General features: G+C 67.0%; 24 protein-coding genes. 14 read left to right on the forward strand and 10 right to left on the reverse strand.

The window, feature by feature from the left end:
- Positions 1-183 precede the first annotated feature (183 nt).
- Entirely contained in the window at positions 184-804 is a 621-nt protein-coding gene (locus FLL57_RS20605; RefSeq protein WP_142884256.1) for an arylesterase, read from the reverse strand.
- Positions 805-880: 76 nt separating this feature from the next.
- Between FLL57_RS20605 and FLL57_RS20610 the strand changes: the two genes are divergently transcribed.
- The 4 genes from FLL57_RS20610 to FLL57_RS20625 all read left to right on the forward strand — a co-directional run bounded on the left by FLL57_RS20610 (position 881) and on the right by FLL57_RS20625 (position 6,027).
- Complete coding sequence (locus FLL57_RS20610; protein ID WP_142883891.1) at positions 881-1,624, forward strand: ABC transporter ATP-binding protein; 744 nt, start codon at positions 881-883, stop codon at positions 1,622-1,624.
- 3 nt (positions 1,625-1,627) lie between these two features.
- A complete protein-coding gene (locus FLL57_RS20615) occupies positions 1,628-4,201 on the forward strand; it encodes an ABC transporter permease (protein ID WP_185966165.1) in 2,574 nt (857 codons plus the stop codon).
- Positions 4,202-4,548: 347 nt separating this feature from the next.
- On the forward strand, positions 4,549-5,340 hold the full coding sequence (locus tag FLL57_RS20620; protein WP_013500278.1) for a Bax inhibitor-1/YccA family protein: 792 nt from the start codon (positions 4,549-4,551) through the stop codon (positions 5,338-5,340).
- Between the two features lie 156 nt (positions 5,341-5,496).
- On the forward strand, positions 5,497-6,027 hold the full coding sequence (locus FLL57_RS20625) for a GNAT family N-acetyltransferase (protein WP_142883892.1): 531 nt from the start codon (positions 5,497-5,499) through the stop codon (positions 6,025-6,027).
- 120 nt (positions 6,028-6,147) lie between these two features.
- Here the strand turns inward: FLL57_RS20625 and FLL57_RS20630 are convergent, their stop codons facing one another.
- The 3 genes from FLL57_RS20630 to acnA all read right to left on the reverse strand — a co-directional run bounded on the left by FLL57_RS20630 (position 6,148) and on the right by acnA (position 10,590).
- Positions 6,148-6,516, reverse strand: a complete 369-nt coding sequence (locus FLL57_RS20630) for a DUF2794 domain-containing protein (RefSeq protein ID WP_013500276.1) — start codon at positions 6,514-6,516, stop codon at positions 6,148-6,150.
- A 420-nt stretch (positions 6,517-6,936) separates the two neighbouring features.
- Complete coding sequence (locus tag FLL57_RS20635) at positions 6,937-7,692, reverse strand: DUF1223 domain-containing protein (protein ID WP_142884258.1); 756 nt, start codon at positions 7,690-7,692, stop codon at positions 6,937-6,939.
- Between the two features lie 180 nt (positions 7,693-7,872).
- Positions 7,873-10,590 (reverse strand): aconitate hydratase AcnA, encoded by a 2,718-nt coding sequence (gene acnA / locus FLL57_RS20640; protein WP_013500274.1) that lies wholly within the window; start codon positions 10,588-10,590, stop codon positions 7,873-7,875.
- Positions 10,591-10,805: 215 nt separating this feature from the next.
- On the opposite strand from acnA, the gene ccmA reads away from it, so the two are divergent.
- The 6 genes from ccmA to FLL57_RS20670 all read left to right on the forward strand — a co-directional run bounded on the left by ccmA (position 10,806) and on the right by FLL57_RS20670 (position 14,287).
- Complete coding sequence (ccmA, locus tag FLL57_RS20645; protein ID WP_142883893.1) at positions 10,806-11,408, forward strand: heme ABC exporter ATP-binding protein CcmA; 603 nt, start codon at positions 10,806-10,808, stop codon at positions 11,406-11,408.
- A complete protein-coding gene (ccmB, locus tag FLL57_RS20650; protein ID WP_047309608.1) occupies positions 11,405-12,073 on the forward strand; it encodes a heme exporter protein CcmB in 669 nt (222 codons plus the stop codon). Before ccmA ends, ccmB begins: the two co-directional genes overlap by 4 nt.
- Before the next feature lie 170 nt (positions 12,074-12,243).
- Positions 12,244-12,978, forward strand: a complete 735-nt coding sequence (locus FLL57_RS20655; protein WP_013500271.1) for a heme ABC transporter permease — start codon at positions 12,244-12,246, stop codon at positions 12,976-12,978.
- Positions 12,978-13,151: a heme exporter protein CcmD gene (ccmD, locus tag FLL57_RS20660; protein ID WP_013500270.1), complete on the forward strand. Its 174-nt coding sequence runs from the start codon at positions 12,978-12,980 to the stop codon at positions 13,149-13,151. The genes FLL57_RS20655 and ccmD overlap by 1 nt, the downstream gene beginning before the upstream one ends.
- A 15-nt stretch (positions 13,152-13,166) precedes the next feature.
- A complete protein-coding gene (locus FLL57_RS20665; protein WP_013500269.1) occupies positions 13,167-13,763 on the forward strand; it encodes a DsbE family thiol:disulfide interchange protein in 597 nt (198 codons plus the stop codon).
- Positions 13,764-13,903: 140 nt separating this feature from the next.
- Entirely contained in the window at positions 13,904-14,287 is a 384-nt protein-coding gene (locus FLL57_RS20670) for a ComEA family DNA-binding protein (protein ID WP_185966166.1), read from the forward strand.
- Between the two features lie 31 nt (positions 14,288-14,318).
- Here FLL57_RS20670 and FLL57_RS20675 read toward each other — a convergent pair whose 3' ends face one another.
- Positions 14,319-14,936, reverse strand: coding sequence for a septation protein A (locus FLL57_RS20675; protein WP_013500267.1), 618 nt, complete (start codon positions 14,934-14,936; stop codon positions 14,319-14,321).
- Positions 14,933-15,880, reverse strand: a complete 948-nt coding sequence (ftsY, locus tag FLL57_RS20680; RefSeq protein ID WP_013500266.1) for a signal recognition particle-docking protein FtsY — start codon at positions 15,878-15,880, stop codon at positions 14,933-14,935. Before ftsY ends, FLL57_RS20675 begins: the two co-directional genes overlap by 4 nt.
- A 28-nt stretch (positions 15,881-15,908) precedes the next feature.
- Between ftsY and FLL57_RS20685 the strand changes: the two genes are divergently transcribed.
- From FLL57_RS20685 to FLL57_RS20700, 4 genes are all read left to right on the forward strand, one after another.
- Complete coding sequence (locus tag FLL57_RS20685) at positions 15,909-16,808, forward strand: RluA family pseudouridine synthase (protein ID WP_142883894.1); 900 nt, start codon at positions 15,909-15,911, stop codon at positions 16,806-16,808.
- A gap of 353 nt (positions 16,809-17,161) precedes the next feature.
- Positions 17,162-19,114 carry an acetate--CoA ligase gene (acs, locus tag FLL57_RS20690; RefSeq protein ID WP_047309371.1) on the forward strand — a complete coding sequence of 651 codons (1,953 nt, stop codon included), beginning with the start codon at positions 17,162-17,164 and terminating at the stop codon, positions 19,112-19,114.
- A gap of 137 nt (positions 19,115-19,251) precedes the next feature.
- Positions 19,252-20,622: an IS1182 family transposase gene (locus tag FLL57_RS20695; protein ID WP_142881867.1), complete on the forward strand. Its 1,371-nt coding sequence runs from the start codon at positions 19,252-19,254 to the stop codon at positions 20,620-20,622.
- 415 nt (positions 20,623-21,037) lie between these two features.
- Positions 21,038-21,565 (forward strand): L,D-transpeptidase, encoded by a 528-nt coding sequence (locus FLL57_RS20700; RefSeq protein ID WP_142883896.1) that lies wholly within the window; start codon positions 21,038-21,040, stop codon positions 21,563-21,565.
- A 96-nt stretch (positions 21,566-21,661) separates the two neighbouring features.
- On the opposite strand, the gene FLL57_RS20705 is transcribed toward FLL57_RS20700, so the two are convergent.
- From FLL57_RS20705 to FLL57_RS20720, 4 genes are all read right to left on the reverse strand, one after another.
- Entirely contained in the window at positions 21,662-23,659 is a 1,998-nt protein-coding gene (locus FLL57_RS20705) for an OmpA family protein (RefSeq protein ID WP_142883897.1), read from the reverse strand.
- A gap of 269 nt (positions 23,660-23,928) precedes the next feature.
- On the reverse strand, positions 23,929-24,189 hold the full coding sequence (locus tag FLL57_RS20710; RefSeq protein WP_142883898.1) for a hypothetical protein: 261 nt from the start codon (positions 24,187-24,189) through the stop codon (positions 23,929-23,931).
- Positions 24,190-24,678, reverse strand: coding sequence for a pyridoxamine 5'-phosphate oxidase family protein (locus FLL57_RS20715; RefSeq protein ID WP_142883899.1), 489 nt, complete (start codon positions 24,676-24,678; stop codon positions 24,190-24,192). It lies immediately after the preceding gene.
- 236 nt (positions 24,679-24,914) lie between these two features.
- The gene (locus tag FLL57_RS20720) at positions 24,915-25,697 is read right to left on the reverse strand and encodes a succinate dehydrogenase iron-sulfur subunit (RefSeq protein WP_013500258.1); all 783 of its coding nucleotides are present in this window, start codon (positions 25,695-25,697) and stop codon (positions 24,915-24,917) included.
- Between the last annotated feature and the right edge of the window lie 75 nt (positions 25,698-25,772).

The raw sequence follows: 25,772 nt of genomic DNA on the forward strand, positions 1-25,772 counted from the left end.
CCGATTGCGGCTGCCTGCCCCGATCGTGGGACCGTCCCGCGCGGGACACGGCAGTCCGCAAAACGTCCGGCGAATCAACGATACGATTGTGTAGCGCGTTTGTGTAACAGCGCTACAGCGGAGCCCGCGCAGGATCCAAAAAGCTGAGGGCAATCCGGCCCTTAGGTTCGAATTGCCGTTTTCTCAGCTTCGCTGCCCGAGGAGCGGGCGGAGCAACGCCTCCACCATGGGCAGAATGCGTTCGACGATGACGTCGACCCCTGCGGCGGTGGGGTGAATACCGTCGGGCTGGTTGAGGTTCGAAACTGCCGCGACCCCGTCGAGGAAAAACGGATACAGCGGCACGTCGTATGTCGCGGCGAGCTCCGGATAAATCGCGTTGAACTGCGCAGCATAGTCCTTGCCGTAATTCGGCGGCGCCAGCATGCCGGCGAGCAGCACCGGCATCTTGCGCTGTTGCAGTCGCTTCAAAATCTCGTCGAGCGCCTTGCGCGGGACTTTGGGATCGGTGCCGCGCAGCGCATCGTTGGCGCCGAGCTCGACGATCACCGCATCGGCATCGGGCGGCACCGACCAATCGAGCCGCGCGAGCCCGCCACTGGCGGTATCGCCGGACACCCCGGCATTCACCATCTCGGTCTCGATGCCTTTGGCCTTCAACGCTTTTTGCAGCTTGGCCGGAAACGCGTCGGCGGCCGGCAGACCGTAGCCTGCGGTCAGGGAATCGCCGAGCACCACCACCTTCAGCGGCTTGATGGTCGCTTCCGCTTGCGCGCCCTGGCCCGGGATCAGCGCCGTTATCATACAGACGCCCAGTACCAGCGCGATCCTGCGCGCCCACCCCTCGACCGCCGCGAATGAATAGCCATATGAGGCAGCCATGGACAGTCTCATTGAACCCTCGTCATCGGCCGGCGGCGCGCCGGACACCATTGCGATCTCCAACGTCAACCTGTCGCTGGGCAGCGGCGCCGCGCGGGTGCACATTCTCAAGGACATCAGCCTGAGCGTCGCCGGCGGCGAAGCGATCGGGCTGATCGGCCCGTCCGGCTCCGGCAAATCCACCCTGCTGATGGTGATGGCCGGGCTGGAGCGGCCCGACAGCGGTGAGGTGGTGGTCGACGGCACCGCTTTCAATGGTTTGGACGAGGACGCGCTGGCCCGCTTCCGCGGCCGGCAGATCGGAATCGTGTTTCAGTCCTTCCATCTGATTCCGACCATGACGGCGCTGGAAAACGTGGCGGTGCCGCTGGAGCTGGCCGGCCAGGCCGATGCCGCGGATCGCGCCGCCCGCGAACTGGCGTCGGTCGGGCTCGGGGAACGGCTGCATCATTATCCCGCGCAGCTCTCCGGCGGCGAGCAACAGCGGGTGGCACTGGCCCGGGCGCTGGCGCCCGACCCGGCCATCCTGGTCGCGGACGAACCGACCGGCAATCTCGACGAGGCCACCGGCAAGCAGATCGTCGACCTGCTGTTCGCCAAGCACGTCGAGCGCGGCATGACGCTGGTGCTGGTGACCCATGACGCGGCGCTGGCGCAACGCTGCGACCGGGTGGTGCGGCTGCGTTCCGGGCGGATCGACACGATGCAGCCGGGCGCCGCCGCCCGCGCGCGATCGGCCTGATCGATGACCGCCCTCGCCACCGGGCGCCCTGCCCGTGCACGCTCCCGGATGCTTCCGCTGCGCTACGCGCTGCGCGAGATGCGCGGCGGGCTGAACGGATTCTACGTGTTCATCGCCTGCATCGCGCTCGGGGTGATGGCGATCGCCGGCGTCGGCTCGGTCGCCGCCAGTCTCGGCGACGGTCTCGCCCGCGAGGGCCGGACCCTGCTGGGGGGTGATGCGGCGTTCGCGCTGATCCAACGCGAAGCCGCCCCGAACGAAGTGGAATTCCTGCGCAGCCGCGGCGAGGTCTCGGTCGCCGCCACGATGCGCGGGATGGCCCGCACCGACGACGGTCGCTCGGCGCTGGTCGAGCTCAAGGCCGTCGACAGCGCCTATCCGCTGCTCGGCGAGTTGAAGCTCGAGCCGTCGCTGCCGCTCGCCGACGTCCTGGCCCGGCGCGGCGACACCTATGGCGCCGCCGCCGACGCCGCGCTGCTGGCGCGGCTCGATCTGAAGATCGGCGACACGATCCAGGTCGGAAGCGTCAACCTGCAGATCCGCAGCGCAGTCGCCGCCGAGCCGGACAAGCTGTCCGGCAATATCGGCTTCGGTCCGCGGCTGCTGATCAGCGAGGACGGCTTGCGCGCCACGCAATTGCTGCAGCCCGGCAGCCTGGTGCGCTGGACCTATCGGGTCCGGCTTCCGGACAACGGCACCGACGACCGCGCAGCGCAGCGCCTGGCCGACGACACCCGCGCGGCGCTGCCGCAAGCCGGATGGGAAATCCGGACCCGCAGCAACGCCTCGCCGCAACTCGAACGCAGCATCACGCGGTTCACCCAGTTCCTGACCCTGGTCGGGCTCGCCGCCCTGGTGGTCGGGGGCGTCGGCGTCGCCAACGCGGTGAAGAGCCATATCGACCGCCGCCGCGACGTGATCGCGACGCTGAAGGCGGTCGGCGGGACCGGCGGGGACGTGTTCGCGATCTATCTCACCCAGGTCATCGTGCTGGCCGCGATCGGCGCGGTGATCGGACTGGCGCTGGGCGCTGCGATCCCGTTCGCGATCGTCGGCCTGTTCGGCCAGATGCTGCCGCTGCCGGTGGTCGCGGCACTGCATCCCGGCGAACTGGCGCTGTCGCTGATGTACGGATTGCTGACCGCGCTGGCGTTCGGGCTGTGGCCGCTGGCCCAGGTCCGCGACGTTCCGGTGGCGACGCTGTTCCGGGAGGCGTCGACCGCAGCCGGCCACTGGCCGCGCTGGACCCACATGGCCTGGATGGGGGTGGTGATCGCTGCGCTGCTGGCGCTGGTGATCGGCCTGGCCTACGACAAGCGGGTCGCCGTTGCGGTGGTCGGTGCGACGCTCGCGGTATTCGTACTGCTGCGCGGCGTCGCCGCCGCCCTGATGGCGATCGCCCGGCGGCTGCCGAGGTCGCGCATCACCATGCTGCGGCTGGCGGTCGCCAACATCCATCGCCCCGGCGCCTTGACGCCGTCGGTGGTGTTGTCGCTCGGCCTGGGGCTGGCGGTGCTGGTCACGGTGTCGCAGATCGACGGCAACCTGCGGCGGCAGTTCAGCGCCGCGCTGCCGGAAAAGGCACCGACCTTTTTCTTCATCGATATCCCTTCCGGCGAGACCGAGGCGTTCAGCGCCTTCCTGCGCCAGATCGCCCCGAGCGCGACGCTGGAGGACGTGCCGATGCTCCGTGGCAGGATCGTCGCGGCGCGCGGCGTCCGCGCCGAGGAGCTGAAGCCGGCGGCCGACGCCGAATGGGTGCTGCAAAGCGACCGCGGCCTGACCTATGCGACCGAGATCCCGGCCGGCTCGAAGGTGGTCGAAGGGCGCTGGTGGCCGAAGGACTACGGCGGCCCGCCGCTGGTGTCGTTCGACAGGAAGCTGGCGCAGGGCCTCGGCCTGACGATCGGCGACAAGGTCACCGTCAACGTGCTCGGGCGTGACATCACCGCCACGATCTCCAACCTGCGCAGCATCGACTGGCAGAGCCTCGGGATCAACTTCGTCCTGGTGTTCTCGCCCGACACCTTCCGCGGCGCGCCGCACACCCACGTCGCCACGCTGACCGAGACCGGGAGCACGCCGCAGAGCGACGCTGCGCTGATCAAGCAGGTCGCCGACAAATTCCCGATGGTGACCAGCGTCCGGGTCCGCGAGGCGCTGGAGACGGTGGGCGGGGTGGTGTCCAATCTGGCGCTGGCGGTGCGGGGCGCCAGCGCCGTGACCCTGATCTCGGCGATCCTGGTGCTCGGCGGGGCGCTGGCCGCCGGGCATCGCCATCGGGTCTACGACGCGGTGATCCTGAAGACGCTCGGAGCCACCCGGGCACGTCTGATCGGGGCCTTCGCGCTCGAATATGCGTTGATCGGGCTGGCCACCGCGGGCTTTGCGGTGATCGCCGGGTCGGCGGCTGCGTGGCTGATTGTCACACGATTGATGACGCTCAGCTTCGTCTGGCAGGCCGGATCGGCCGCCGGGGTGGTGGCGGCGGCGCTGGTCGTCACCGTCGGTCTGGGACTGATCGGGACGCTGCTGGCCCTCAACCAGAAACCAGCTTCCGTTTTGCGAAATTTGTGAGTATGCAGCGGCGCGGCATCGGGCTGCGCGGCGCGCTGGCGCACCGCTCCGGGCGGCCTGTAACAGGCTTGAAACGGCCACTTTCGACCAAGGTCGGACGCCGTTTTCTTTACCCTCCGGAGCGGAGCGACATTCAGCCGCGCATTAAAGCTTGCCCGGTCCGTGTTAGTTTCCCACATATCAGCATGGGTCGGACGGCCCGATGAACAGGCGTTAATTTTGGGTTCAACCTCGATTTTGGGTCGACCTCGAAGTCCGCGCAGTTTGCTCGATCGCCGTCCGGGATAAATTAGTACTGGCGCTCGCCACCCTTCGCGACCGGCCAGACAAAACTCGGGATCTCGACCATGTCGGACTTGGACCGCAACTACGCTTCTCCCTTCGGCCGGGCCGCCGGACGCGTCGAAACCGCGACCGTCGACGCCGGCCTGCGCGCCTACATGCTGCGCATCTACAACTACATGACGATCGGCCTGGCCATCACCGGTCTGGCCGCGCTCGGCGTCTATATGGGCGCAGTGACCACGGACGCCGGCGCAGCCGCCGCCCGTGTCGGCAACACCATGCTGACCTCGTTCGGCGTGGCGATGTTCGTCAGCCCGCTGAAGTGGGTGTTCATCCTCGCCCCGCTTGCGATGGTGTTCGTCATTTCTTTCGGCATCAACCGGCTCAAGCCGGCGACCGCACAGCTTCTGTTCTGGGCGTTCTCGGCGCTGATGGGCATCTCGCTGTCGTCGATCTTCCTGGTCTACACCCACACCTCGATCGTCCGGGTGTTCTTCATCACCGCGGCGGCGTTCGGTGCGCTGAGCCTCTACGGCTACACCACCAAGCGTGACATGACCGGGATGGGCTCGTTCCTGATCATGGGCCTGATCGGCGTCGTGATCGCCAGCCTGGTGAACCTGTTCGTCGCCTCGTCGATGCTGCAGTTCATCGTGTCGGTGGTGGGCGTGCTGGTGTTCGCCGGCCTGACCGCCTGGGACACCCAGCGGCTGAAGAACGACTACATCTACGGCGCGGGCTCGATGGGCGGAGAAGTCGCCGAGCGGGCCGCCATCACCGGCGCGCTGTCGCTGTACCTGAACTTCATCAACCTGTTCACGCTGCTGTTGCAGTTGCTCGGACAGAAGGAATAACGGTCTCCGACGGAGACCCCGACGGATCGAAGCCCCGGCCCTGCGCCGGGGCTTTTGTTTTGGACGATAAGCATTGCGCGAGAGACGGTGGCCACGCGCCCGCACGGAGCGTATGACGGCGCCGCCTCACCCTGTCGCGACCGCCCGAGACAGCCGATGTCCAATGTCCTGATCCGCCCGGCGACGTCCGCCGACCTGCCCGCCGTCACTGCGATCTACGAGCAGGCCGTCCGGTTCGGCACCGCGACCTTCGAACTGACGCCGCCCGACCTCGCCGAGATGACCCGGCGGTTCGAAGCCCTGACCGGCGCCGGCTTTCCCTATCTGGTTGCGGCAGCCGACGGCGCGATCGCCGGCTACGCCTATGCGGGGCCATACCGGCCGCGGCCGGCGTATCGGTTCACGGTGGAGAATTCGATCTACCTCGAGCCGGCGGCGCACCGCCGCGGCATCGGCAGCGCGCTGCTGGACGATCTGGTCGCGATCTGTACCAGCCGCGGCTTCCGGCAGATGATCGCGGTGATCGGCGATTCCGCCAATGCGGCCTCGATCGCGCTACACCGCAAGGCCGGGTTCGTGCCGATCGGCACCCACACCGACGTTGGGTTCAAGTTCGGTCGCTGGCTGGATTCGGTGCTGATGCAGCGGACGCTGGGGGACGGCGGCAGGACGGTGCCGGAAGCCTGATCCAAGGGAGTCATTCCGGGGCGCTCACGAAAGTGAGCGAACCCGGAATCCAGAGGTTGTCAGCAACGATCGAGATTCCGGGTTCGCCGCTACGCTCCGCCCCGGAATGACGGAGGGAGGTCACACCAGCGCCAGCTTGCGATCGATCACCAGCAGCACGCGATCGAGTTCGTGGCCGCGGCGCAGGATCTGGCCGGAGGCGCCGATCACGCAATAGGCCCCCTGCTTGCGTGCCAGCCGCGGATCCTTGACGATGCGGTAGATCGGAACTTCCGACGCGCGCCGAAAGATCGAGAACACCGCATGATCTTTCAGGAAGTCGATGGCGTAATCGCGCCACTCGCCCGCAGCCACCATCCGGCCGTAGAGATTGAGGATGCGATTGAGCTCCAGGCGGTTGAAGGTCACCCGTCCCTGCAGCGGAGCTGCGCCTGAGCGCTCCGCTGCGCGGCTCTCGCTGGGATCAGCCTCCCCGGAAATCAGATCCATCGGCGCCTCCTGTCACGACGCTGACATGATTGCGCCGGCCGCGCACGGCCGCAAGGGGATCGAAAGCAGCACGCTCGCAAACCAGCCGATCGCCGAACCGATCTCACGGCTTCGTTAGCCGAATTCTTATTGCCGCCCGATTTTCGCCAACCGCGCGCCAAGCCCGGTTGCGATAACACCATCACTGCGTTGGCCCGGTCCCCTCGGTTTCGGATTCCTCAGCCCCCAGCCCCCCGAAGCAGTTGGGATCGGGCCTGTACGCAGAACCTCAATCCCCCTCCTGGGCCGACGCAAGTTGGTCCTTTTTTGTTTGTGCCGCCGCCTCGATTGGGGTCCGCGTCGCACGGCCATCGTGGCGGGTTCTCGCCGCCCGGCGCTGGAACTTCGCCCGCCACCGAACTTGATCGAGTTGGGGAGGGGTCAGTTCAGGGAGGTGAACGCGGCGCCGAGCATCGCGCCCGGCTTCTCCCGCGTACCGTTCTGGATGTATACGGCAGCCGCGTCGACGCCGTCGCCGACGACGTTCTCGAGCGGCACCGCCCAATGCTCCGCCGCGCCGCTCCAGTCGCCGACCTTCAGCAGATTGCGCACCACGTTGTGGTAGGTGATTTGCCGGCCGCGGTTCTCGCCGCGCCCGATCTCGATCGGGACCGCTTTTGACACCGCACAAATCCAGACCTCACCGCTTTTGGCGGTCTGACCTCGAGGCGCGGCCGCAACCGAGACCTTGATCTCGTTGCCCTCGACCGCAAGCGACACCGGCACCGCCATCACGCCCGCCAACTTGTCGGTGGTCCTGATCGCCGCGTCGATGCCGGCGCGATTGCTGCCGACCAGATGCGCCGAACCGTTGACGACGACCTGCGGGGTGAACACGTCGCGATCGCCCCGCACTTGCGAGTAAGCACGTTGGCGGGCGCTGAAGCGAGGGTCGGCCAGGGTATCCTTCCAGCCGAGATAGTCCCAATAGTCGATCGGCAGGCTGAGGGCGATCACCGACGGATCGCGGGCGAGTTCGCCGATGATCTTGTCGGCGGGCGGACAGGACGAGCAGCCTTGCGAAGTAAACAGTTCGACCACGGCGCGCGGCTCGGCGGCAGCAAGGTTCGCCGTCGCGATCGTCACGCACAAGCCGAGTGCGCCGGACCACCGCGAAAATCCACCAACACCATCCATCGTCGTTTGCCGAACCGCCTTTGCCGAGTGCTTCGGGACGGCAGCACGCCGCCGTCCATCGAGGAGCCTTAAAACGAAAAGGCGGCCCTTTGCATAGGCCGCCTTCCGTTCACCTACCACTCACTTCGCAGTGAGGCTTCTGCGCCTATTGGCTGAGATCGCGCCGGCCGCGATCCTGGCTCAGGCCGCGAGCTTGCGCAGCACGTAGTGCAGAATACCGCCGTTGCGATAGTAATCGAGCTCGTCGAGCGTATCGATGCGGCACAGCAGCGGCACGCGCTTGCGCTTGCCTTCGGCCGAGGTGATCTCGGCTTCGAGCATCTGCCGCGGCTTGAGGTCGCCCTCGAGCCCCCGGATCGTGACCTTCTCGTTGCCCTTGAGGCCGAGCGAGGCCCAGGAGGTGCCCTCTTCGAAGGTCAGCGGCAGCACGCCCATACCAACGAGGTTGGAGCGATGGATGCGCTCGAAGCTCTGGCAGATCACGGCACGGACGCCGAGCAGCCGGGTGCCCTTCGCGGCCCAGTCGCGCGACGAACCGTTGCCGTATTCGGCGCCGGCGAACACCACCAGCGGCACCTTCTCTTCCTGGTACTTCATGGCGGCGTCGTAGATCGACATCTGTTCGCCGTCCGGCCAGTGCTTGGTCAGGCCGCCTTCCGGAATGTTGCCGTCGGCGCCCTTCAGCATGTGGTTCTTGATGCGGATGTTGGCGAAGGTGCCGCGCATCATCACTTCATGGTTGCCGCGGCGGGTACCGTACTGATTGAAGTCGGCCGGACGCACCTGATGCTCGGTCAGGTACTTGCCGGCAGGCGAGGTCAGCTTGATCGAACCGGCCGGCGAGATGTGATCGGTGGTGATCTTGTCGCCGAACAGCGCAAGGATGCGGGCGTCGACCATATCGGTGATCGGCTCGGGCTGCTTGGTCATGCCCTCGAAATACGGCGGGTTCTGCACGTAGGTCGAGCCCATGTTCCACTTGTAGGTCTCGCTCTCGACCGTCTTGATCTTGCGCCAGTTGGTATCGCCCTTGAACACGTCGGCGTAGCGCGCCTTGAACACCTTGGAGGTGACGTACTTCTTGACGAAGGCGTTGATCTCCTTGGTGGTCGGCCAGATGTCCTTCAAGTACACCGGCTTGCCGTCGCGACCGGTGCCGATCGGATCGACCGCGAGGTTCTTGGTGACCGAACCGGCCAGCGCGTAGGCCACCACCAGCGGCGGCGAAGCGAGGTAGTTCGCCTGCACGTCGGGCGAGACGCGGCCTTCGAAGTTGCGGTTGCCCGACAGCACGGCCGCAGCGACGATGCCGTTGTCGTTGATCGACTTCGAGATCTCCTCCGGCAGCGGGCCGGAATTGCCGATGCAGGTGGTGCAGCCGAAGCCGACGAGGTTGAAGCCGACCTTGTCGAGATCCTTCTGCAGACCGGAATTCGCGAGGTACTCGGCGACGACCTGCGAACCGGGCGCCAGCGAAGTCTTCACCCACGGCGCCGCCTTGAGGCCCTTGGCGGCGGCGTTGCGCGCCAGCAGGCCGGCACCGATCAGCACGCTCGGATTCGAGGTGTTGGTGCAGGACGTGATCGCTGCGATCACCACATCACCGTGGCCGAGGTCGAAATTACGGCCTTCGACCTTGTAGCGGGCGCCGTCCAGCGCCTTCTTGTATTCGGCGTCCATCGCCGTGGTGAAGCCTTCCGCTACCGCCGGCAGCGCGACGCGGCCCTCGGGACGCTTCGGTCCGGCCAGCGACGGCACCACGTCAGCGAGGTCGAGCGTCAGCGTCACGGTGAACACCGGGTCCGGCGACTTGGCGGTGCGGAACAGGCCCTGCGCCTTGGCGTATTTCTCGACCAGCGCGACGCGCGCCGAGGCGCGGCCGGAGGTCTTCAAATAGTCGAGGGTTTCGCTGTCGACCGGGAAGAAGCCGCAGGTCGCGCCGTATTCCGGCGCCATGTTGGCGATGGTCGATTTGTCGGCGACCGAGAGATGATCGAGGCCCGGGCCGAAGAACTCGACGAACTTGCCGACCACGCCCTGCTTGCGCAGCATCTGGGTGACGGTCAGCACCAGATCGGTGGCGGTGACGCCTTCCTTGAGCGCACCCTTGAGCTTGAAGCCGACCACTTCGGGCAACAGCATCGACAGCGGCTGGCCGAGCATCGCAGCTTCCGCCTCGATGCCGCCGACGCCCCAGCCGAGCACGGCGAGACCGTTGACCATGGTGGTGTGCGAGTCGGTACCGACCAGCGTATCCGGATAGGCGACCTCGAAGGTGCCGGTCTTGCGGCCGATGGTCATCTTCTCCTTCTTGGTCCAGACCGTCTGCGCCAGGTACTCGAGATTGACCTGGTGGCAGATGCCGGTGCCGGGCGGCACCACCGAGAAGTTCGAGAACGCCTTCTGACCCCACTTCAGGAACTCGTAGCGCTCCTGGTTCTGCTTGTACTCCTCGGCAACGTTCTTCTTGAAAGCCTGGTTGTTACCGAAGAAGTTGACGATCACCGAATGGTCGATGACGAGATCGACCGGTACCAGCGGGTTGATCTTCTCGGCCGAGCCACCGAGCTTCTGCATCGCGTTGCGCATCGCCGCCAGATCGACCACCGCCGGCACGCCGGTGAAGTCCTGCATCAGCACGCGCGCCGGGCGGAAGGCGATCTCGTGCTCCAGCGCCTTCTTCCGCATCCACTTGGCGACCGCCATGATGTCGGCCTTCTTGACGGTGCGGTCGTCCTCGTTGCGCAGCAGGTTTTCCAGCAGCACCTTCATCGAATAGGGCAGACGGGAAATCCCCTTCAGACCATTCTTCTCGGCGGTGGGCAGGCTGTAATAGACGTAAGACTTGCTGCCGACCTTGAGGATCTTCCGGCATTTGAAGCTGTCGAGCGAGGTCATGTAAGGCGGGTCCCAGATTATCGTTGTCGATGGGGCGAGCTTGTATGCTGGCTCCGGAGGGGCAGGCCGTCCGGCTTGCAGGCGCCGATCGTGTGCTGCATCAAGTTCCGGCTTATAGAACCTTTCCAATTGCGCCGCCAGTTCGACAATGACAGGCGAGCGCATCGATTTGTGAGCAGGCCGTTCCGATCCCGGGGCGGAACAGGTTGGGATGCATGCGGCTGTCGGGGCGCGACTTACGATGTGTACGAGGTGGCCGCGAGGTATTCGCCGGGCTCGCCTTCGATGCAAGCGGCGGCGAGGCACTGGCGCTGGTCGGCCACAACGGCGCCGGCAAGACATCGTTGTTGCGGCTGATCGCCGGGCTGCTGACACCGGAGGCCGGAACCATCACGCTCGACGGCGGGGAACCGGATACGCCGGTCGCCGAACAGGCGCACTATCTCGGCCACCGCGACGCGCTCAAGCCGTCGCTCAGCGTCGCCGAAAATCTCGGGTTCTGGCGCGACTTTCTCGGCGGCGACCGCACCGACCTCAGCTCCGCCATCAAGGCGGTCGGGCTCGGCCACGCGGCCGAGCTGCCGGCGGCGTATCTGTCCGCAGGGCAGCGGCGGCGATTGTCGATCGCCCGGCTGCTGGTGGTCCGGCGGCCGATCTGGCTGCTGGATGAGCCGACCTCCGCGCTCGACGTCAAAGGCCAGGAGCTGTTTGTCGGCTTGATGCAGGATCACCTCGCCGGCGGCGGCATCATCGTCGCCGCCACCCACACGCCTCTCGGCATTCCGGTGCGCGAGCAGCGGATCGGAGCCTCTGCATGACCGCGCTCGGCGCCATCATTCGCCGCGATATCAGGATCGCGCTCCGGGTCGGCGGCGGCGCGCTGATCGGGGTGCTGTTCTTCCTCACCGTGGTGGTGCTGATGCCGTTCGCGGTCGGCCCGGACCTTGCGCTCTTGAAGCGGCTCGGGCCGGCGATCCTGTGGCTCGGCGCGCTGCTCGCCAGCCTGCTGACGCTCGACCGGCTGTTCACCGCCGACGCCGAGGACGGCTCTCTCGACCTGATCGTGATGAGCCGCACGCCGCTGGAGCTGACCTGCGCCGCCAAGGCGCTGGCGCATTGGCTGGCGGCAGGGCTGCCGCTGATCGTCGCGACCCCGGTACTCGGCCTGCTGCTCAACCTCGACGGCAGCGCATCGCTGGCCGTGATGGCGACGCTGCTGGCCGGCACCCCGGCGCTGACCTTCACCGGCATGATCGGCGCCGCGCTGGCGGTGACGCTTCGCCGCGGCGGCCTGCTGCTGGCCGTTCTGGTGCTGCCGCTGTCGATCCCAGTGCTGATCTTCGGCGTTTCGGCCTCCCAGGCGGCGATCGTCGGCCCGGTGTCGTTCGGCACGCCGTTTTCGATCCTGTGCGCGATCTCGCTGCTCAGCCTGGTGATCGGCCCGTTCGCCGCTGCCGCCAGCCTGAGGCAGGGCCTGGACTAGAACAGGCGCAGCGTCGTTGGTTCGGTGCCGATGCCGTCGGTTCGGACCCGCGACACGCCGGATTCGCACCCGCGCGCAGGCGCTTCACCGCCGATCAACTCCTTCGGAAGTCGCCCCTGATCTGACCCACGTCATTGCCTGCGCCGGTCCCGGACATTATCAGGGACGTCATGAAGCTGACCGAACTCGCCAATCCGACCCGGTTCCTGACGCTGGCAGGGCGCCTGCTGCCGTGGCTGGCGGCCGCGACCGCATTGGCGTTGGCGGCCGGCCTCACCCAGGCGATGCTGGCGCCGGACGACTACCAGCAGGGCGCCACCGTCAAGATCATGTTCGTGCACGTGCCGAACGCCTGGCTGGCGATGGCCGTCTGGGGGGTGATGAGCATCGCCGCGCTCGGCACCCTGGTGTGGCGGCATCCGCTCGCCGACGTCGCCGCCAAGACTGCGGCGCCGATCGGCGCGGCCTTCACGTTTCTGGCGCTGGTCACCGGCTCGCTGTGGGGCCGGCCGATGTGGGGCACCTATTGGGAATGGGATGCCCGGCTGACCTCGATGCTGGTGCTGTTTCTGATGTATCTCGGCCTGATCGCGCTGTGGCGCGCGGTCGAGGATCCGTCGCGCGCGGCGCGCGCCGCGGCGGTGCTGACCCTGGTCGGCGCCATCAACCTGCCGATCATCAAGTTCTCCGTCGACTGGTGGAATACGCTGCACCAGCCGGCCTCGGTGGTGCGGATGGGCGGATCGACGCTCGACAAGGCGTTCCTGATCCCGCTGCTGGTCACCGCGATCGGATTTTCGCTGCTGTTTCTGACCTTGCATCTGGCGGCGATGCGCAACGAAATCCTGCGACGGCGAGTCCGCTCGCTGCAGATGCTGCAGGCCAGCCGGGCCGAGGCGGCGTGATGTTCGGCAAATACGCGGACTTCATCGTCTCGTCCTACGCCGCGACCGCGATCGTGGTGCTGCTGCTGATCGGCTGGGTGGTGCTCGACTATCGCAAGCAGAAGGCGCGGCTGCGCGACCTCGAAGCGCGCGGCGCCGTGCGCCGTTCCGGCCGCAGCGCCACCGACCACTGAACCCGACGGATCATCATGACCGACACCCTCGACCCCGCCTCGTCGAAGCGCCGTTCCTGGCTGGTGGTGCTGCCGGCGCTGCTGTTCGCCGGGCTGGCGGTGTTGTTCTGGTTTCGGCTCGGCGACAGCGACGTATCGCGGATCCCGTCGGCGCTGATCGGCCGGCCGGCGCCGCAGACCCCGCTGCCGCCGCTGGAAGGCCTGAGCCGCGACGGCACCCAGGTCGCCGGTCTCGATCCGGCGATGTTCAAGGGCAGGGTCAGCGTCGTCAACGTCTGGGCGTCCTGGTGCGTGCCCTGCCACGACGAGGCGCCGCTGCTGATGACGCTGGCGGAAGACAGCCGGATTCAGCTCGTCGGGATCGACTACAAGGACAAGCCGGACAACGCCCGCCGCTTCCTCGGCCGCTACGGCAACCCGTTCGCCGCGGTGGGGGTCGACGTCTCCGGCCGCGCCGCGATCGAATGGGGGGTGTACGGCGTGCCGGAAACCTTCGTGGTCGGCCGCGACGGCAGGATCGCCTACAAGCTGGTCGGCCCGATCACTCCGGACAACCTCGAGAAGGTCTTGAAGCCCGAGATCGCCAAGGCGCTCGCGGCGCCGCAGAGCTGATCGGCCTGTTAGCACGGCCGAATACCCTCCGAGAAATAAATCGGACCGTTTATCGGCCGTTCATCGCAGCGCCATTGCGGCGCCACGAATCCGGATGAGCTTTCGGACGTTACTAACAACGTCCTCTGGAGGGACATCCGATGAGTATTTCGACTTTGCGTCGTCTCACGCTCGCCCCGCTCGCCGCCGCCGTCGCGCTCGGCCTGTTCGCCGCCGCGCCCGCGATGGCGCAGGCGCCTCAGCCGGCCACGCCGCCGACCGCCAAATCCGACAAGATGACCCCTCCGCCGAAAGCCGACAGCAAGGCGGCAGCCCCGGCGAAGTCCGAGAAGACCGAGCCCCTCGACATCAATTCAGCGACCGCCGAACAGCTCGATGCACTGCCCGGCGTCGGCAAGGCGTACTCGGCCGCAATCATCAAGGGCCGGCCCTACAAGGGCAAGGACGAACTGGTGCACAAGAAGATCGTGCCGCAGAAGACCTACGACGGCATCAAGGACAAGATCATCGCCAAGCAGAAGTAAGCGAGGCGAAGCCGGGAAGAGGGGATCGCGGTCAGCGCCCCGACACGTCGCCTTCGCCGGCGGCGCTCTGTTCGAGCGTCGCCGGTTCGGCCGCGTAGCGCTTGATCAGCGGCATTTGCGTCATCGCGAACAGCATGGTCAGCGGCACCATGCCGAATACCTTGAAATTGACCCAGAAGTCGGTCGACTGCGTCCGCCAGACCGCTTCGTTGAGCAGGGCCATGGCGAAGAAGAACAACGCCCAACGCAGCGTCAGCTTGCGCCAGCCCTGCGCCGTCAGGTTGAACACCTGATCGAACATGATGGCGATGAACGAGCGGCCGAACAGCAGGCCGCCGCCGAGCACCGCAGCGAACAGCGCGTACACGATGGTCGGCTTCATCTTGATGAAGGTCTCGTCGTGCAGCACCAGCGTCAGGGTGCCGAACACCAGCACCACCACCGCGGTCACCAGCGCCATGACCGGAACGTGCCGGGTGACCGCATAGGACGCGATCATCGCGGCCACCACCGCGACCATGAAGGCGCCGGTGGCGGCGAACAGATTGAACTTGGCGTTGACGACGAAGAACACCAGCAGCGGGCCGAGCTCGGTCGCCAGTTTGAACAGCGGATGCGGCCGGTTCTTCTCGAGGAGCTCGTCGCTCATGCGGCCTCCGTGCCGGCGATCGCCTTGGCGAAATCGCGCGCGGTGAACGGCGACAGGTCGTCGACCCCTTCGCCGACGCCGATGAAATGCACCGGCAGTTTGTGCTTCTCGGCGATCGCCACCAGGATGCCGCCGCGGGCGGTGCCGTCGAGCTTGGTCATCACCAGCCCGGTGACGCCGGCGGTCTTGGTGAATGCTTCGACCTGCGACAGCGCGTTCTGGCCGACGGTGGCGTCGAGCACCAGCAGCACCGCGTGCGGCGCGGTCGCATCGACCTTCTTGATCACCCGCACCACTTTTTCGAGCTCGCTCATCAGCTCGGTGCGGTTCTGCAACCGCCCGGCGGTGTCGATCAGCAGCACGTCGCGGCCCTGCTCCTTCGCCGCCGTCAGCGCGTTGAAGGCCAGACCGGCCGCGTCGGAGCCCTGCGCGCCCGCCACAACCGGCGTGCCGGTGCGCTCGCCCCAGACCTTGAGCTGATCGATCGCCGCAGCCCGGAAGGTATCGCCGGCGGCCAGCATCACCTTGTGGCCCTCGGACGCGAACCGCGCCGACAGCTTGCCTATGGTGGTGGTCTTGCCGGAGCCGTTGACCCCGACCATCAGCACCACGAACGGTTTCTTCCCGGCATCGACGACGAGCGGCTGCGCCACCGGCGCCAGCACCTTCTCGACCTCCGCGGCGACGATCTCTTTGACGTCGCTGGCCGAGATCATCTTGTCGTAGCGGCCCTCGCCGACCGCGCTGGCGATCCGCGACGCTACCTCGGCGCCGAGATCGGCTCGCAGCAGGACGTCCTCGATCTCCTCGAGCATCGCCCGATCGAGCTTGCGCTTGGAAACGAATTCCGACAGCGCCGTCCCGATCGAACTCGAGGTGCGCTTCAAGCCGCTGGACAGCCGCCGCCACCAGCTCTGTTTCGAATTTTCCGGAGTGTCGCTCATCAGGGCGCTGTGTTAGCCGTTTCGTGCCATGAACGAAAGCCACCCCGATCAATTCGACGTGCCGGAACTGACCGCGGACGAGATCCAGGCGCGCGTGCTGTATCGCGACGGGCTGATGCTGGTGATCGACAAACCGCCCGGTTTGCCGGTGCATCGCGGCCCCAAGGGCGGCCCGAACCTGGAAGCCTCGTTCGACGCGCTCCGCTACGGATTGCCGCGCCCCCCGGTGCTGGCGCATCGGCTCGATCGGGACACCTCCGGCTGCCTGGTGCTCGGCCGCCATCGCAAGGCCACCGCCACGCTCGGGTTGCTGTTCAAGCACTCACGGATTTCCAAGACCTATTGGGCGATCGTCGAGGGCGGCCCAATCGAAGACTCAGGTGAGATCGACCTGCCGATCGCCCGCCTCAATGCCGAACGTGGCTGGTGGCAAAAGGTCGATCCGGACGGGCTGCCGTCGCTGACGAAATGGCGGGTGATGGGGCGGTCCTCCCCTCCCGCTTGCGGGGAGGGGTCGGGGGTGGGGGTCCATAACGGGACGCCATCCTTGGGGCGCCCTCACCCCACCCCTCTCCCGCAAGCGGAAGAGGGGGTTCTCAGTGCTGGGGGAGAGTGTGACGATCTGGCTCGAAAGCCGGGCGCCAAATCCGGCGCGCCGCCGCCGGCGCAGCTCACCTGGCTGGCGCTCGAGCCGATCACCGGCCGGACCCATCAGCTCCGCGTGCATTGCGCCGCGATGGGGTGGCCGATCTTCGGCGACAACATCTACGGCAACGGTCCGCGGTTCGGCGAGCCGCGGCTGCATCTGCATGCCCGCGAGATCGTCATCCCGCTATCGCGCAACAAGCCGCCGGTGGTGGTGACCGCACCGCCGCCGGCGCATATGCACCCGCGGCTTTCGGCCTGCGGCTGGACCGGCGCCGCCTGACGGCGGAGCCGGCGCCGAACGCGTTCTTCGCCGGTTCGCCGCAGCGCACGCACCGCGATCACAGCCCTGCACATGCGCGCGATCAGCGCCGAAAGTCGGATGACCGCACCGCTTGTCGTGGCCGGCCGGGCCGACGCATAATTGCGCCAACAACAACAGCCGGAGGCTGGGACGCTCGCACGTCTCTTCACCGGCGATGCTCCCCCGCAGCGTTTCCATGACTTCGCCCGGATCGCAGGATCAACGATCGGGCGGAGACAAACTCGTTGGCGGGTGAGTCGCCGGTTGCAGCGGGGTTGCGGTCGAGCACCGACGGCGGGTGCGGCATCGGCCGCGTTTTTGTGGAGGAACGAATGTCCGACAAGATCTACGACGTGCCCGCAGAATGGGCGAGCCGCGCCTTCGTCGACGATGCCAAATATCGGCAGATGTACGATCGCTCGGTGACGGACCCGACAGGGTTCTGGGCGGAGCACGCCAAGCGCGTCGACTGGATCAAGGCACCGACCAAGATCGACAATTGGTCGTATGCCCCGGGCAACGTCTCGATCAAATGGTTCGAGGACGGCGTCCTCAACGCCGCCTACAACTGCATCGACCGCCACCTCGACAAGCGCGGCGACCAGGTCGCGATCATCTGGGAAGGCGACGATCCCTCGCAGTCGCGCAGCATCACCTATCGGGAGCTGCACGACGAGGTCTGCAAGTTCGCCAACATCCTGCGCAACCGCAATGTCGGCAAGGGCGACCGCGTCACCATCTATCTGCCGATGATTCCGGAGGCTGCGTTTGCGATGCTGGCCTGCGCCCGGATCGGCGCGATCCATTCGGTGGTGTTCGCCGGGTTCTCGCCAGATAGCCTCGCCGGCCGCATCAACGACTGCCAGTCCAAGATCGTGATCACCGCCGACGAAGGTCTGCGCGGCGGCCGCAAGGTGCCGCTGAAGGCCAATGTCGATGCGGCGCTGAAGAAGTGCGACGGTGTCGATTGGGTGATGGTGGTGAAGCGCACCGGCGCCGCCGTCGAGATGGATGACGTCCGCGACTTCTGGTACCACGAAGCGGCCGAGATGGTGACGACCGAGTGCCCGGTCGAGCACATGAACGCCGAAGACCCGCTGTTCATCCTCTACACCTCGGGTTCGACCGGCCAGCCCAAGGGCGTGCTGCACACGACCGGCGGCTACCTGGTGTTCGCGTCGATGACCCACCAGTACGTGTTCGACTATCACGACGGCGACATCTACTGGTGCACCGCCGACGTCGGTTGGGTCACCGGCCACAGCTACATTCTGTACGGCCCGCTCGCCAACGGCGCCACCACGCTGATGTTCGAAGGCGTGCCCAACTACCCGACCAACTCCCGATTCTGGGAAGTGATCGACAAGCACAAGGTCAACATCTTCTACACCGCGCCGACTGCGATCCGCGCGCTGATGCAGGCCGGCGACGAGCCGGTGAAGAAGACCTCGCGCAAGTCGCTGCGCCTGCTCGGCTCGGTCGGCGAGCCGATCAATCCGGAAGCCTGGGAGTGGTACCACCGCGTCGTCGGCGAGGACCGCTGCCCGATCGTCGACACCTGGTGGCAGACCGAGACCGGCGGCATCCTGATCACGCCGCTGCCCGGCGCCACCAAGCTGAAGCCCGGCTCGGCGACCCGGCCGTTCTTCGGCGTGGTGCCCGAGATCCTCGATCCGGAGGGCAACGTGCTGGACGGCGAATGCACCGGCAATCTTTGCCTCGCCCGCTCGTGGCCGGGCCAGATGCGCACCGTGTACGGCGACCACGCCCGGTTCGAGCAGACCTACTTCTCGGCCTACAAGGGCAAATATTTCACCGGCGACGGCTGCCGGCGCGATGCCGACGGCTTCTACTGGATCACCGGCCGGGTCGACGACGTCATCAACGTCTCGGGCCACCGCATGGGGACCGCCGAGGTCGAATCCTCGCTGGTGGCGCATCCGAAGGTGTCCGAGGCGGCCGTGGTCGGCTATCCGCACGACATCAAGGGCCAGGGCATCTACGCCTATGTGACCCTGATGGCCGGCGAGGAGCCGACCGAGGAGCTGCGCAAGGAGCTGGTCGCCTGGGTCCGCAAGGACATCGGTCCGATCGCCTCGCCCGACCTGATCCAGTTCGCGCCCGGCCTGCCCAAGACCCGATCCGGCAAGATCATGCGCCGCATCCTGCGCAAGATCGCCGAGGACGAGCCGTCCTCGCTCGGCGACACCTCGACGCTGGCCGATCCCGCGGTGGTCGACGATCTGGTCGAGCATCGCCAGAACAAGCACCACAAGGCGGGCTGAGCCGGCCCGAGGGCGCCATCGCAGTCCAGCCGCGGCCAGTGAGCATCCTCCAGGGCCCCGCCTCCGAAACGGAGGCGGGGCCCTCAGACTGCTGACAAACTCCTCGCCATTGGCGGGGAGTTTTGATTCCATGGGTGATGCTTCGCAAACCCTCACCGCAACAGACTTCGATCGAGATGGTCAGTCTCGACGGTCTGGTTCCGAAGGATCACCTGCTTCGCAAGATCGACGCGGTGATCGATTTTTCGTTCATCCACGATCGGGTCGCCGGGCTGTATTGCCCAGACAACGGCCGGCCGCCGCTCGATCCGACGCTGATGTTCAAGGCGCTGTTCATCGGCTACCTGTTCGGCATCCGCTCCGAGCGGCAGCTGGTGCGCGAGATCGAGGTCAACGTCGCCTATCGGTGGTTTCTGGGGTTGAAGCTGACCGATCCGGTGTTCGACGCCTCGACGCTCAGCCAGAACCGGCGGCGCCGCTACAACGACACTGCGGTCGCGCAGGACATCTTCGACGCGATCGTGACCCAGGCGATCGCCAAGGGGCTGGTCGATGGCACGGTGCTCTACACCGATTCCACGCATCTGAAGGCCAACGCCAACAAGAACCGCTACGACACCGCAGTGGTCGCCAAATCGCGGGCCGATTACTGGGATGATCTGGACGCCGCGATCGAGGCGGATCGCGCGGCCCACGGCAAGAAACCCCTCCCGGAGAAAGAGCGACAGCCGGTCGAGAAGGAGACCAAGGTGTCGCGGACCGATCCGGATGCCGGCTACATGGTGCGCGAAGGCAAGCCGAAGGGATTCTTCTACCTCGACCACCGCACCGTCGACGGCCGGCTCGGGATCATCACCGATACACACGCCACGCCGGCCAACGTCCACGACTCGATCGTCTATCTCGGCCGGCTCGATCGCCAACGGCAACGCTTCGGCTTTGATGTCGCCGCCGTCGGCCTCGACGCCGGCTATGCCACCTCAGGAATCGCCCACGGCCTGGAACAGCGCAACATTCCGGGCGTCATCGGCTATCGCCGGCCAACCCCGCCGCGGCCCGGCATGATGCCGAACAAGGCCTTCGCCTATGAAGCGGAGCTGGACAGCTATCGTTGCCCGCAGGGACAGTTACTCAGCTACTCCACCACCGATCGCACCGGCTACCGCCACTACAAGAGCGATCCTGCGATCTGCAAAGACTGTCCGCTGCTCGCCTCGTGCACGTCGAGCCGCAACGCGGTTCGTCTGATCACCCGCCACGTCTGGGCCGAGGCCCGCGAGCGCACCGACGCCAACCGTCTAACGCCCTGGGGCAAGCGCATCTACAAACGCCGCAAGGAGACGGTCGAACGTTCCTTTGCCGACGCCAAACAGCTCCATGGCCACCGCTACGCGCGCTTCAGAGGCCTGGTGGCCGTCAAATGCCAGTGCCTGCTGGCAGCCGCCGCCCAGAACATCAAGAAGATAGCCCTCGCACTGGCCACCGGGCCAATTCCCGCGCCAGGCTGAGACACCGGGCGCTGCGCCACTCGCCAAAAACAAAACCCCGCCGAAAATCGACGGGGTTTGTCAGCGGTCTGAGGGCCCCGCCTCCGAAACGGAGGCGGGGCCCTTCGCGTTTGACGCGCACCACGCCCCGCCGTCGCCTGTTCGTTGCTACGAGGTTGCCTGCGGCTTGCCGCCTTCGTCCGTGAGCTGTGCTGATTCGATCACATCCGAGGACGATCAGGGCTGTCGGACGGTTTTGCCGGCTGGTGTTGTTTGGCGGACATTTACTTTGTTCCCCGGATTTTCCTTCAATGGTACGCCCGCGTTCACTTCGGTCGTCCAGCACACACCGGTTGGTTAGTTCACGCTGCGACCATCGCGGGCGCTGAGGGCGCCGGAGCGAAGCTGACCGGTGCGAGGAAACTGGAGAGACTGAATGTCTTTTGGACTTCGTTCGGCGAAATGGGCGATGGCGGTCGCGGCTTTGGCGGGCGCCGGCGTGTTGACCGCGCCGCGGGCCGAGGCGCGGCCCGACCTGGTTGTCTTCCGCGGCGACTACTCGCCGGGGACGATCGTGGTGAGGACCGCCGAGCGGCAGCTGTATCTGGTGGTCGAGCCGGGGCACGCGGTGCGTTATCCGGTCGGCGTCGGCAAGGCCGGTAAGCAATGGGCCGGGATCACCAAGATCGACGGCAAATACCGCAATCCAGCATGGGCGCCGCCGGCCGACGTCAAACGCGATGTCCCCGCGATTCCGGACGTGATTCCGGGCGGATCGCCCGCCAATCCGATGGGCGTGGCGGCGATGACGCTGGAGGGCGGCGAGTACGCGATTCACGGCACCAACCGGCCGCAGTCGATCGGCGGCTTCGTGTCCTACGGCTGCATCCGGATGCTGAATGACGACATCACCGATCTGTACGAGCGCGTCCCGGTCGGCACTCAGGTGGTGGTGATGCGCTGACGGCATCGGGCCGCATCCACATCGATGCCGCATCTGCAAAGGAAAAGCCGCGGAGGGGGCCGCGGCTTCTTGTTGTCGTGGTAAAGCGAAGTCCGCTCAGCGGGGCGGCGCGACGCCCGGGGGCGGCGGCGGCAGCGACGCCTGACCGCCATTGAGCAGCGGGGTGATGCGGCGGATGGTGACACGGCGGTTCTGCCGTTCCGCCGCCTGGGTGTTCACCTTCAGATACTGCTCGCCGTAACCCTGCGAAGTCAGGTTTTCAGCCGGGACTCCGAATTGCTGGGTGAGCAGAGCGGCGGCCGATTCGGCGCGCCGGTCCGACAGCGACAGGTTGTCGGTGTCGTTGCCGACCGCGTCGGTGTGTCCCTCGATCAGGAACACCTCGCGCGGGTTTCGCTGGATCGCCCGGTTGAGACCATCCGCAATCACCTGCAGCTTCGCCGCCTGATCCGGGGGAATGTCCCATGAGCCGGTGTCGAAGTTGATGGTGTTGAGATCGATCGACGGCATCCGTTGCCGCACTGCCGGGCTGTAGCGGATCTCGTCCATGGTGTAGCGACGCTCGATCCGTTCGACCGGCGGAGCTTCCAGGGTTTCGTAGATCAGCTCCGGCGAGGCATCGTCGTAATCGACGATGTAGCGATCGCGCGGAATCCGGATCACCGGCGGCGGCAGGTCGACGTAGAAATTCGCCCGGTCGCGCGGACCGTAGCTGTTGTCGATGATGATGATCTCGCGGCCGTCGCGGTCGCGGCGGATCCGCCGCAGCAACTGACCGTCGCGCCCGGTGACATTGATGATCTCGCTGCCGTCGGGCCGGATCACGATGGTGCGGCGTTCGTCGCCGCGATCGTCGACCCGGATGTCGCGCGCGCCATAGCGGAAGCGATCCACCTCGTTGTGGCGGATGAACTCCTGCCCGCTCGGATCGCGGACGATGATGCGACCCGGCTCGGTGATCACGATCCGTCCGTTCTGCTGCACCTCGCGCCGCTGGTTGCGGAAGTCCGAGATGTTACGCGGCCCTTGTGGCGCTGCGCCCTGCGGAAGCGGGGTCAACGCCTGCGGCGGCGGAGGCGCCGGCGGGATCGGCGCAGTCACGGCCGGGGGCGGAGGCGGGGGCGGTGTGGGCGCAGCGACCGCGGGCCCGGCTGGCGGCTGGGCCGGCTGCGGTTGGCCTGGCTGCGGTTGGCTTGGCGGCGGTGCGACAGCCGGGCCGGCACCGGGACCGGCTTGCGGCCGGGGCGGCGGACCACCTGCGGGGGCGCCCGGTTGCGGGCCTCGTTCTCCCGGCGGACGAGCGCCCGGCGCAACGGCTGGACCCGACGGATTCGGCGATGTCGGCGCTGCTTGCGGCTGAGCCGACGGAGCCTGCGCCGGCGCAGCGGGCGGCGGCGGATTGGCAGAAGCGGGCGGTGGCGGCGGGCCACGGCGGGGCGCTTCGCCCGGCGGCGGGGTCATGCCCGGCGCAGCCGCATTCGGTCGCGTCGCGCCCTGCGCACCGGGAGGCGGACCACGGCGCTGCGGGGCCTCGCCCGGAGTCTGTTTGGCGGCATCCGGCGCAGCCGCGTTCGGCGGTGTCGCACCGGGGGGCGGGCCACGACGCTGCGGAGCCTCCCCGGCGGGCGGTGCCGGCGGACGGCCTGGAGCAGCGGCGGGCGGCGGCGCAGCCGGACGCTCTGCCGGCGCGGCCGCGGGCGGCGCCAGGGGCTTCGGAGCCGGCGGAGGCGGCGGCGGCTCGGCGCGCTTGGGCGCGGGCGCCGGGGCGGCAGCCGGCGGAGGAGGAGGCGGCGGCGGCGCAGCCTTCGGCGGGGCGGGCGGCGGCGGGGGCGGCGGAGCAGCGTGGGGCGGAGCGGCAGCCGGTGGAGGTGGCGGCGGGGGCGGAGCGGCCTTGGGCGGCGCTGGCGCGGGGCGCGGGCCGGGCGGCGGCGCTTCCTTCTTCTTTTCCTCGGACGGGGCCGGCGCTGGGCCGCCCTGCACCGCCTGCGCGAGCAGCATCGGCGCGGACGCGCTCTCGGCCGCCGCGGGATGACCGATCAGCGACCCGAGCGTTAGCGCCGTGGTCGCGAGCAGTGCAACATTCAGCTTCGTCATCAAACAGACCCTCAATGGAGCAGGCGGATGTCGCGCGACGCAGTCGAACGTTGATCCGCCGTGTTCCGATCAACGACAAGGCGTGAGGCTCAATTGTGGCAACCGGCTTCAGCCGAGGAGAAATAATTCCGCCGCGTTCGAGCGTCGAACGCGGCGGTATTCATCACCGGTTCAGGACCGGGACAAGCAATACGGCGACAGACGTCGTGTTGGTACGCCGCGTACTAACACGCGCGCCGTGACGACCTGACTCGCATCGAACGCCGAGTTCATGCCACGCCGGGATTGGGAGCTCCTGGCCCGGGCGGCGACCGCACCGGCACTTCATCCGGCGTCTGCCCGGGTAGTTCGTTCGGCTGCGGCGGCGCGCCCGGCTCCTCGATCGGCGGCGGGATGTCGGGATTGGGATTGCCGGGAGGCTGCTCCAGCGGCGGCTCGGTCGGCGTGCCGGGCGTGCTCGGCGGCACCTCCGGCGGCGGCGTCGACGGACCCGGATCGTTCGGCACCTCTTGGGGCTCGCCGGGCGACATCTAGATCGCCACCTTGGCGTTGTCGCCGAGGTCGGGCCGGCCTCCGGTCGCGGCAGCGACCATCATTTTGGCGTAGCTCACCAGCGTTCCGGGCGAGTCCCAATACTCGGCTTCCTCGGGTGTTACTTTAAGAACGCGGATATTCGGATCATCCGGGCTGTCCCACCACGCCTTGGCTTCGGTGCCGAACAGCTCCCTGATCTTGGCGCGGTCGTTGCTGATCGCCGCATAGCCGGTGACCGAGACGTATTTTTGCGCGCTGGCGTTGGCGAAGCCGAGATTGACGTGATGATCGTTGGCGATCTCCTCGTCCTTGTGCCGGCGCGCGTCTGTCAGAAAATAGATCGCCTCTTCCTCGGGCCGCACATAGGCGGCCATCGGCCGGGAGCGGATCTTTTCGCCGTCGCGCGTCGCCAGCATCGCGAAGGTGATCTTCTTCATCAGATCCCAGGCGTGCTGCGCATTGCCCTCGTTCCTCGTCACCGCCATGTCGCTCTCCCGTGTTCGTCAGCGGCGATAACGATCGCTTTGCGGCGATGTTCCGCGGGCGGCGAGGCAATGAGGCCTGCACCGTCATGCGAGGAGCGCAAGCGACGAAGCCATCCGTGCTCGGTGCACGCGTCGCTGGATTGCGCTTCGCTCGCAATGACGGGGTGAGATCGGTAGTCAAAACAAAACGGCCGGGCGAAAGCCCGGCCGTTGGTATCAGCGCCGAGTTGCGCGCGTCAGATCTGGCGTTCGACCAGCTTGAGCTTGAGGTTGGCGATCGCTTCCGACGGGTTGAGACCCTTCGGGCAGGCCTTGGCGCAGTTCATGATGGTGTGGCAGCGATAAATCCGGAACGGATCCTCGAGATTGTCGAGCCGCTCGCCGGTGGCTTCGTCGCGGCTGTCTTCGACCCAGCGGGTCGCCTGCAGCAGCGCGGCCGGGCCGAGGAAGCGGTCCGAGTTCCACCAGTAGCTCGGGCACGAGGTCGAGCAGCAGGCGCACAGGATGCATTCGTACAGGCCATCGAGCTTCTCGCGATCGGAGTGGCTCTGCCGCCATTCCTTCTGCGGGGTCGGCGTCACGGTCTGCAGCCAGGGCTGGATCGAAGCGTACTGCGCGTAGAAATTGGTGAGGTCGGGAACCAGATCCTTGACCACCGGCTGGTGCGGCAGCGGCGACACCTTCACCGCGTCGTCGCGCACGTCGTCCATCGCCTTGGTGCAGGCCAGGGTGTTCTCGCCGTCGATGTTCATCGCGCACGAGCCGCAGACGCCTTCGCGGCAGGAGCGGCGGAAGGTCAGCGTCGGATCGATGTTGTTCTTGATCCAGATCAGGCCGTCGAGCACCATCGGGCCGCAATCGTGCTTGTCGACGTAGTAGGTGTCGACGCTGGGGTTCTTGCCGTCGTCCGGATTCCAGCGATAGACGCGGAACTCACGAACCTCGGTCGCGCCTTCCGGCTTCGGCCAGGTCTTGCCGCCGACAATCTTCGAATTCTTCGGAAGTGCGAATTCAACCATCTCGTCTCACCCTCTCGTCATTCCGGGGCGCGCCAAGCGCGAACCCGGAATCTCGGTCCGTCGGTGCCGCTCGGG

It is taken from the genome of Rhodopseudomonas palustris (assembly GCF_007005445.1).
In the GTDB taxonomy this organism is placed as follows: Bacteria; Pseudomonadota; Alphaproteobacteria; order Rhizobiales; family Xanthobacteraceae; genus Rhodopseudomonas; species Rhodopseudomonas palustris_G.

Coding starts and splice junctions, on each gene's coding strand:
- FLL57_RS20605 (WP_142884256.1), bottom strand. CDS start 804: ATGATAACGGCGCTGATCCCGGGCCAGGGCGCGCAAGCGGAAGCGACC.
- FLL57_RS20610 (WP_142883891.1), top strand. CDS start 881: ATGGACAGTCTCATTGAACCCTCGTCATCGGCCGGCGGCGCGCCGGAC.
- FLL57_RS20615 (WP_185966165.1), top strand. CDS start 1,628: ATGACCGCCCTCGCCACCGGGCGCCCTGCCCGTGCACGCTCCCGGATG.
- FLL57_RS20620 (WP_013500278.1), top strand. CDS start 4,549: ATGTCGGACTTGGACCGCAACTACGCTTCTCCCTTCGGCCGGGCCGCC.
- FLL57_RS20625 (WP_142883892.1), top strand. CDS start 5,497: ATGTCCAATGTCCTGATCCGCCCGGCGACGTCCGCCGACCTGCCCGCC.
- FLL57_RS20630 (WP_013500276.1), bottom strand. CDS start 6,516: ATGGATCTGATTTCCGGGGAGGCTGATCCCAGCGAGAGCCGCGCAGCG.
- FLL57_RS20635 (WP_142884258.1), bottom strand. CDS start 7,692: ATGGATGGTGTTGGTGGATTTTCGCGGTGGTCCGGCGCACTCGGCTTG.
- acnA (WP_013500274.1), bottom strand. CDS start 10,590: ATGACCTCGCTCGACAGCTTCAAATGCCGGAAGATCCTCAAGGTCGGC.
- ccmA (WP_142883893.1), top strand. CDS start 10,806: ATGCGGCTGTCGGGGCGCGACTTACGATGTGTACGAGGTGGCCGCGAG.
- ccmB (WP_047309608.1), top strand. CDS start 11,405: ATGACCGCGCTCGGCGCCATCATTCGCCGCGATATCAGGATCGCGCTC.
- FLL57_RS20655 (WP_013500271.1), top strand. CDS start 12,244: ATGAAGCTGACCGAACTCGCCAATCCGACCCGGTTCCTGACGCTGGCA.
- ccmD (WP_013500270.1), top strand. CDS start 12,978: ATGTTCGGCAAATACGCGGACTTCATCGTCTCGTCCTACGCCGCGACC.
- FLL57_RS20665 (WP_013500269.1), top strand. CDS start 13,167: ATGACCGACACCCTCGACCCCGCCTCGTCGAAGCGCCGTTCCTGGCTG.
- FLL57_RS20670 (WP_185966166.1), top strand. CDS start 13,904: ATGAGTATTTCGACTTTGCGTCGTCTCACGCTCGCCCCGCTCGCCGCC.
- FLL57_RS20675 (WP_013500267.1), bottom strand. CDS start 14,936: ATGAGCGACGAGCTCCTCGAGAAGAACCGGCCGCATCCGCTGTTCAAA.
- ftsY (WP_013500266.1), bottom strand. CDS start 15,880: ATGAGCGACACTCCGGAAAATTCGAAACAGAGCTGGTGGCGGCGGCTG.
- FLL57_RS20685 (WP_142883894.1), top strand. CDS start 15,909: ATGAACGAAAGCCACCCCGATCAATTCGACGTGCCGGAACTGACCGCG.
- acs (WP_047309371.1), top strand. CDS start 17,162: ATGTCCGACAAGATCTACGACGTGCCCGCAGAATGGGCGAGCCGCGCC.
- FLL57_RS20695 (WP_142881867.1), top strand. CDS start 19,252: ATGCTTCGCAAACCCTCACCGCAACAGACTTCGATCGAGATGGTCAGT.
- FLL57_RS20700 (WP_142883896.1), top strand. CDS start 21,038: ATGTCTTTTGGACTTCGTTCGGCGAAATGGGCGATGGCGGTCGCGGCT.
- FLL57_RS20705 (WP_142883897.1), bottom strand. CDS start 23,659: ATGACGAAGCTGAATGTTGCACTGCTCGCGACCACGGCGCTAACGCTC.
- FLL57_RS20710 (WP_142883898.1), bottom strand. CDS start 24,189: ATGTCGCCCGGCGAGCCCCAAGAGGTGCCGAACGATCCGGGTCCGTCG.
- FLL57_RS20715 (WP_142883899.1), bottom strand. CDS start 24,678: ATGGCGGTGACGAGGAACGAGGGCAATGCGCAGCACGCCTGGGATCTG.
- FLL57_RS20720 (WP_013500258.1), bottom strand. CDS start 25,697: ATGGTTGAATTCGCACTTCCGAAGAATTCGAAGATTGTCGGCGGCAAG.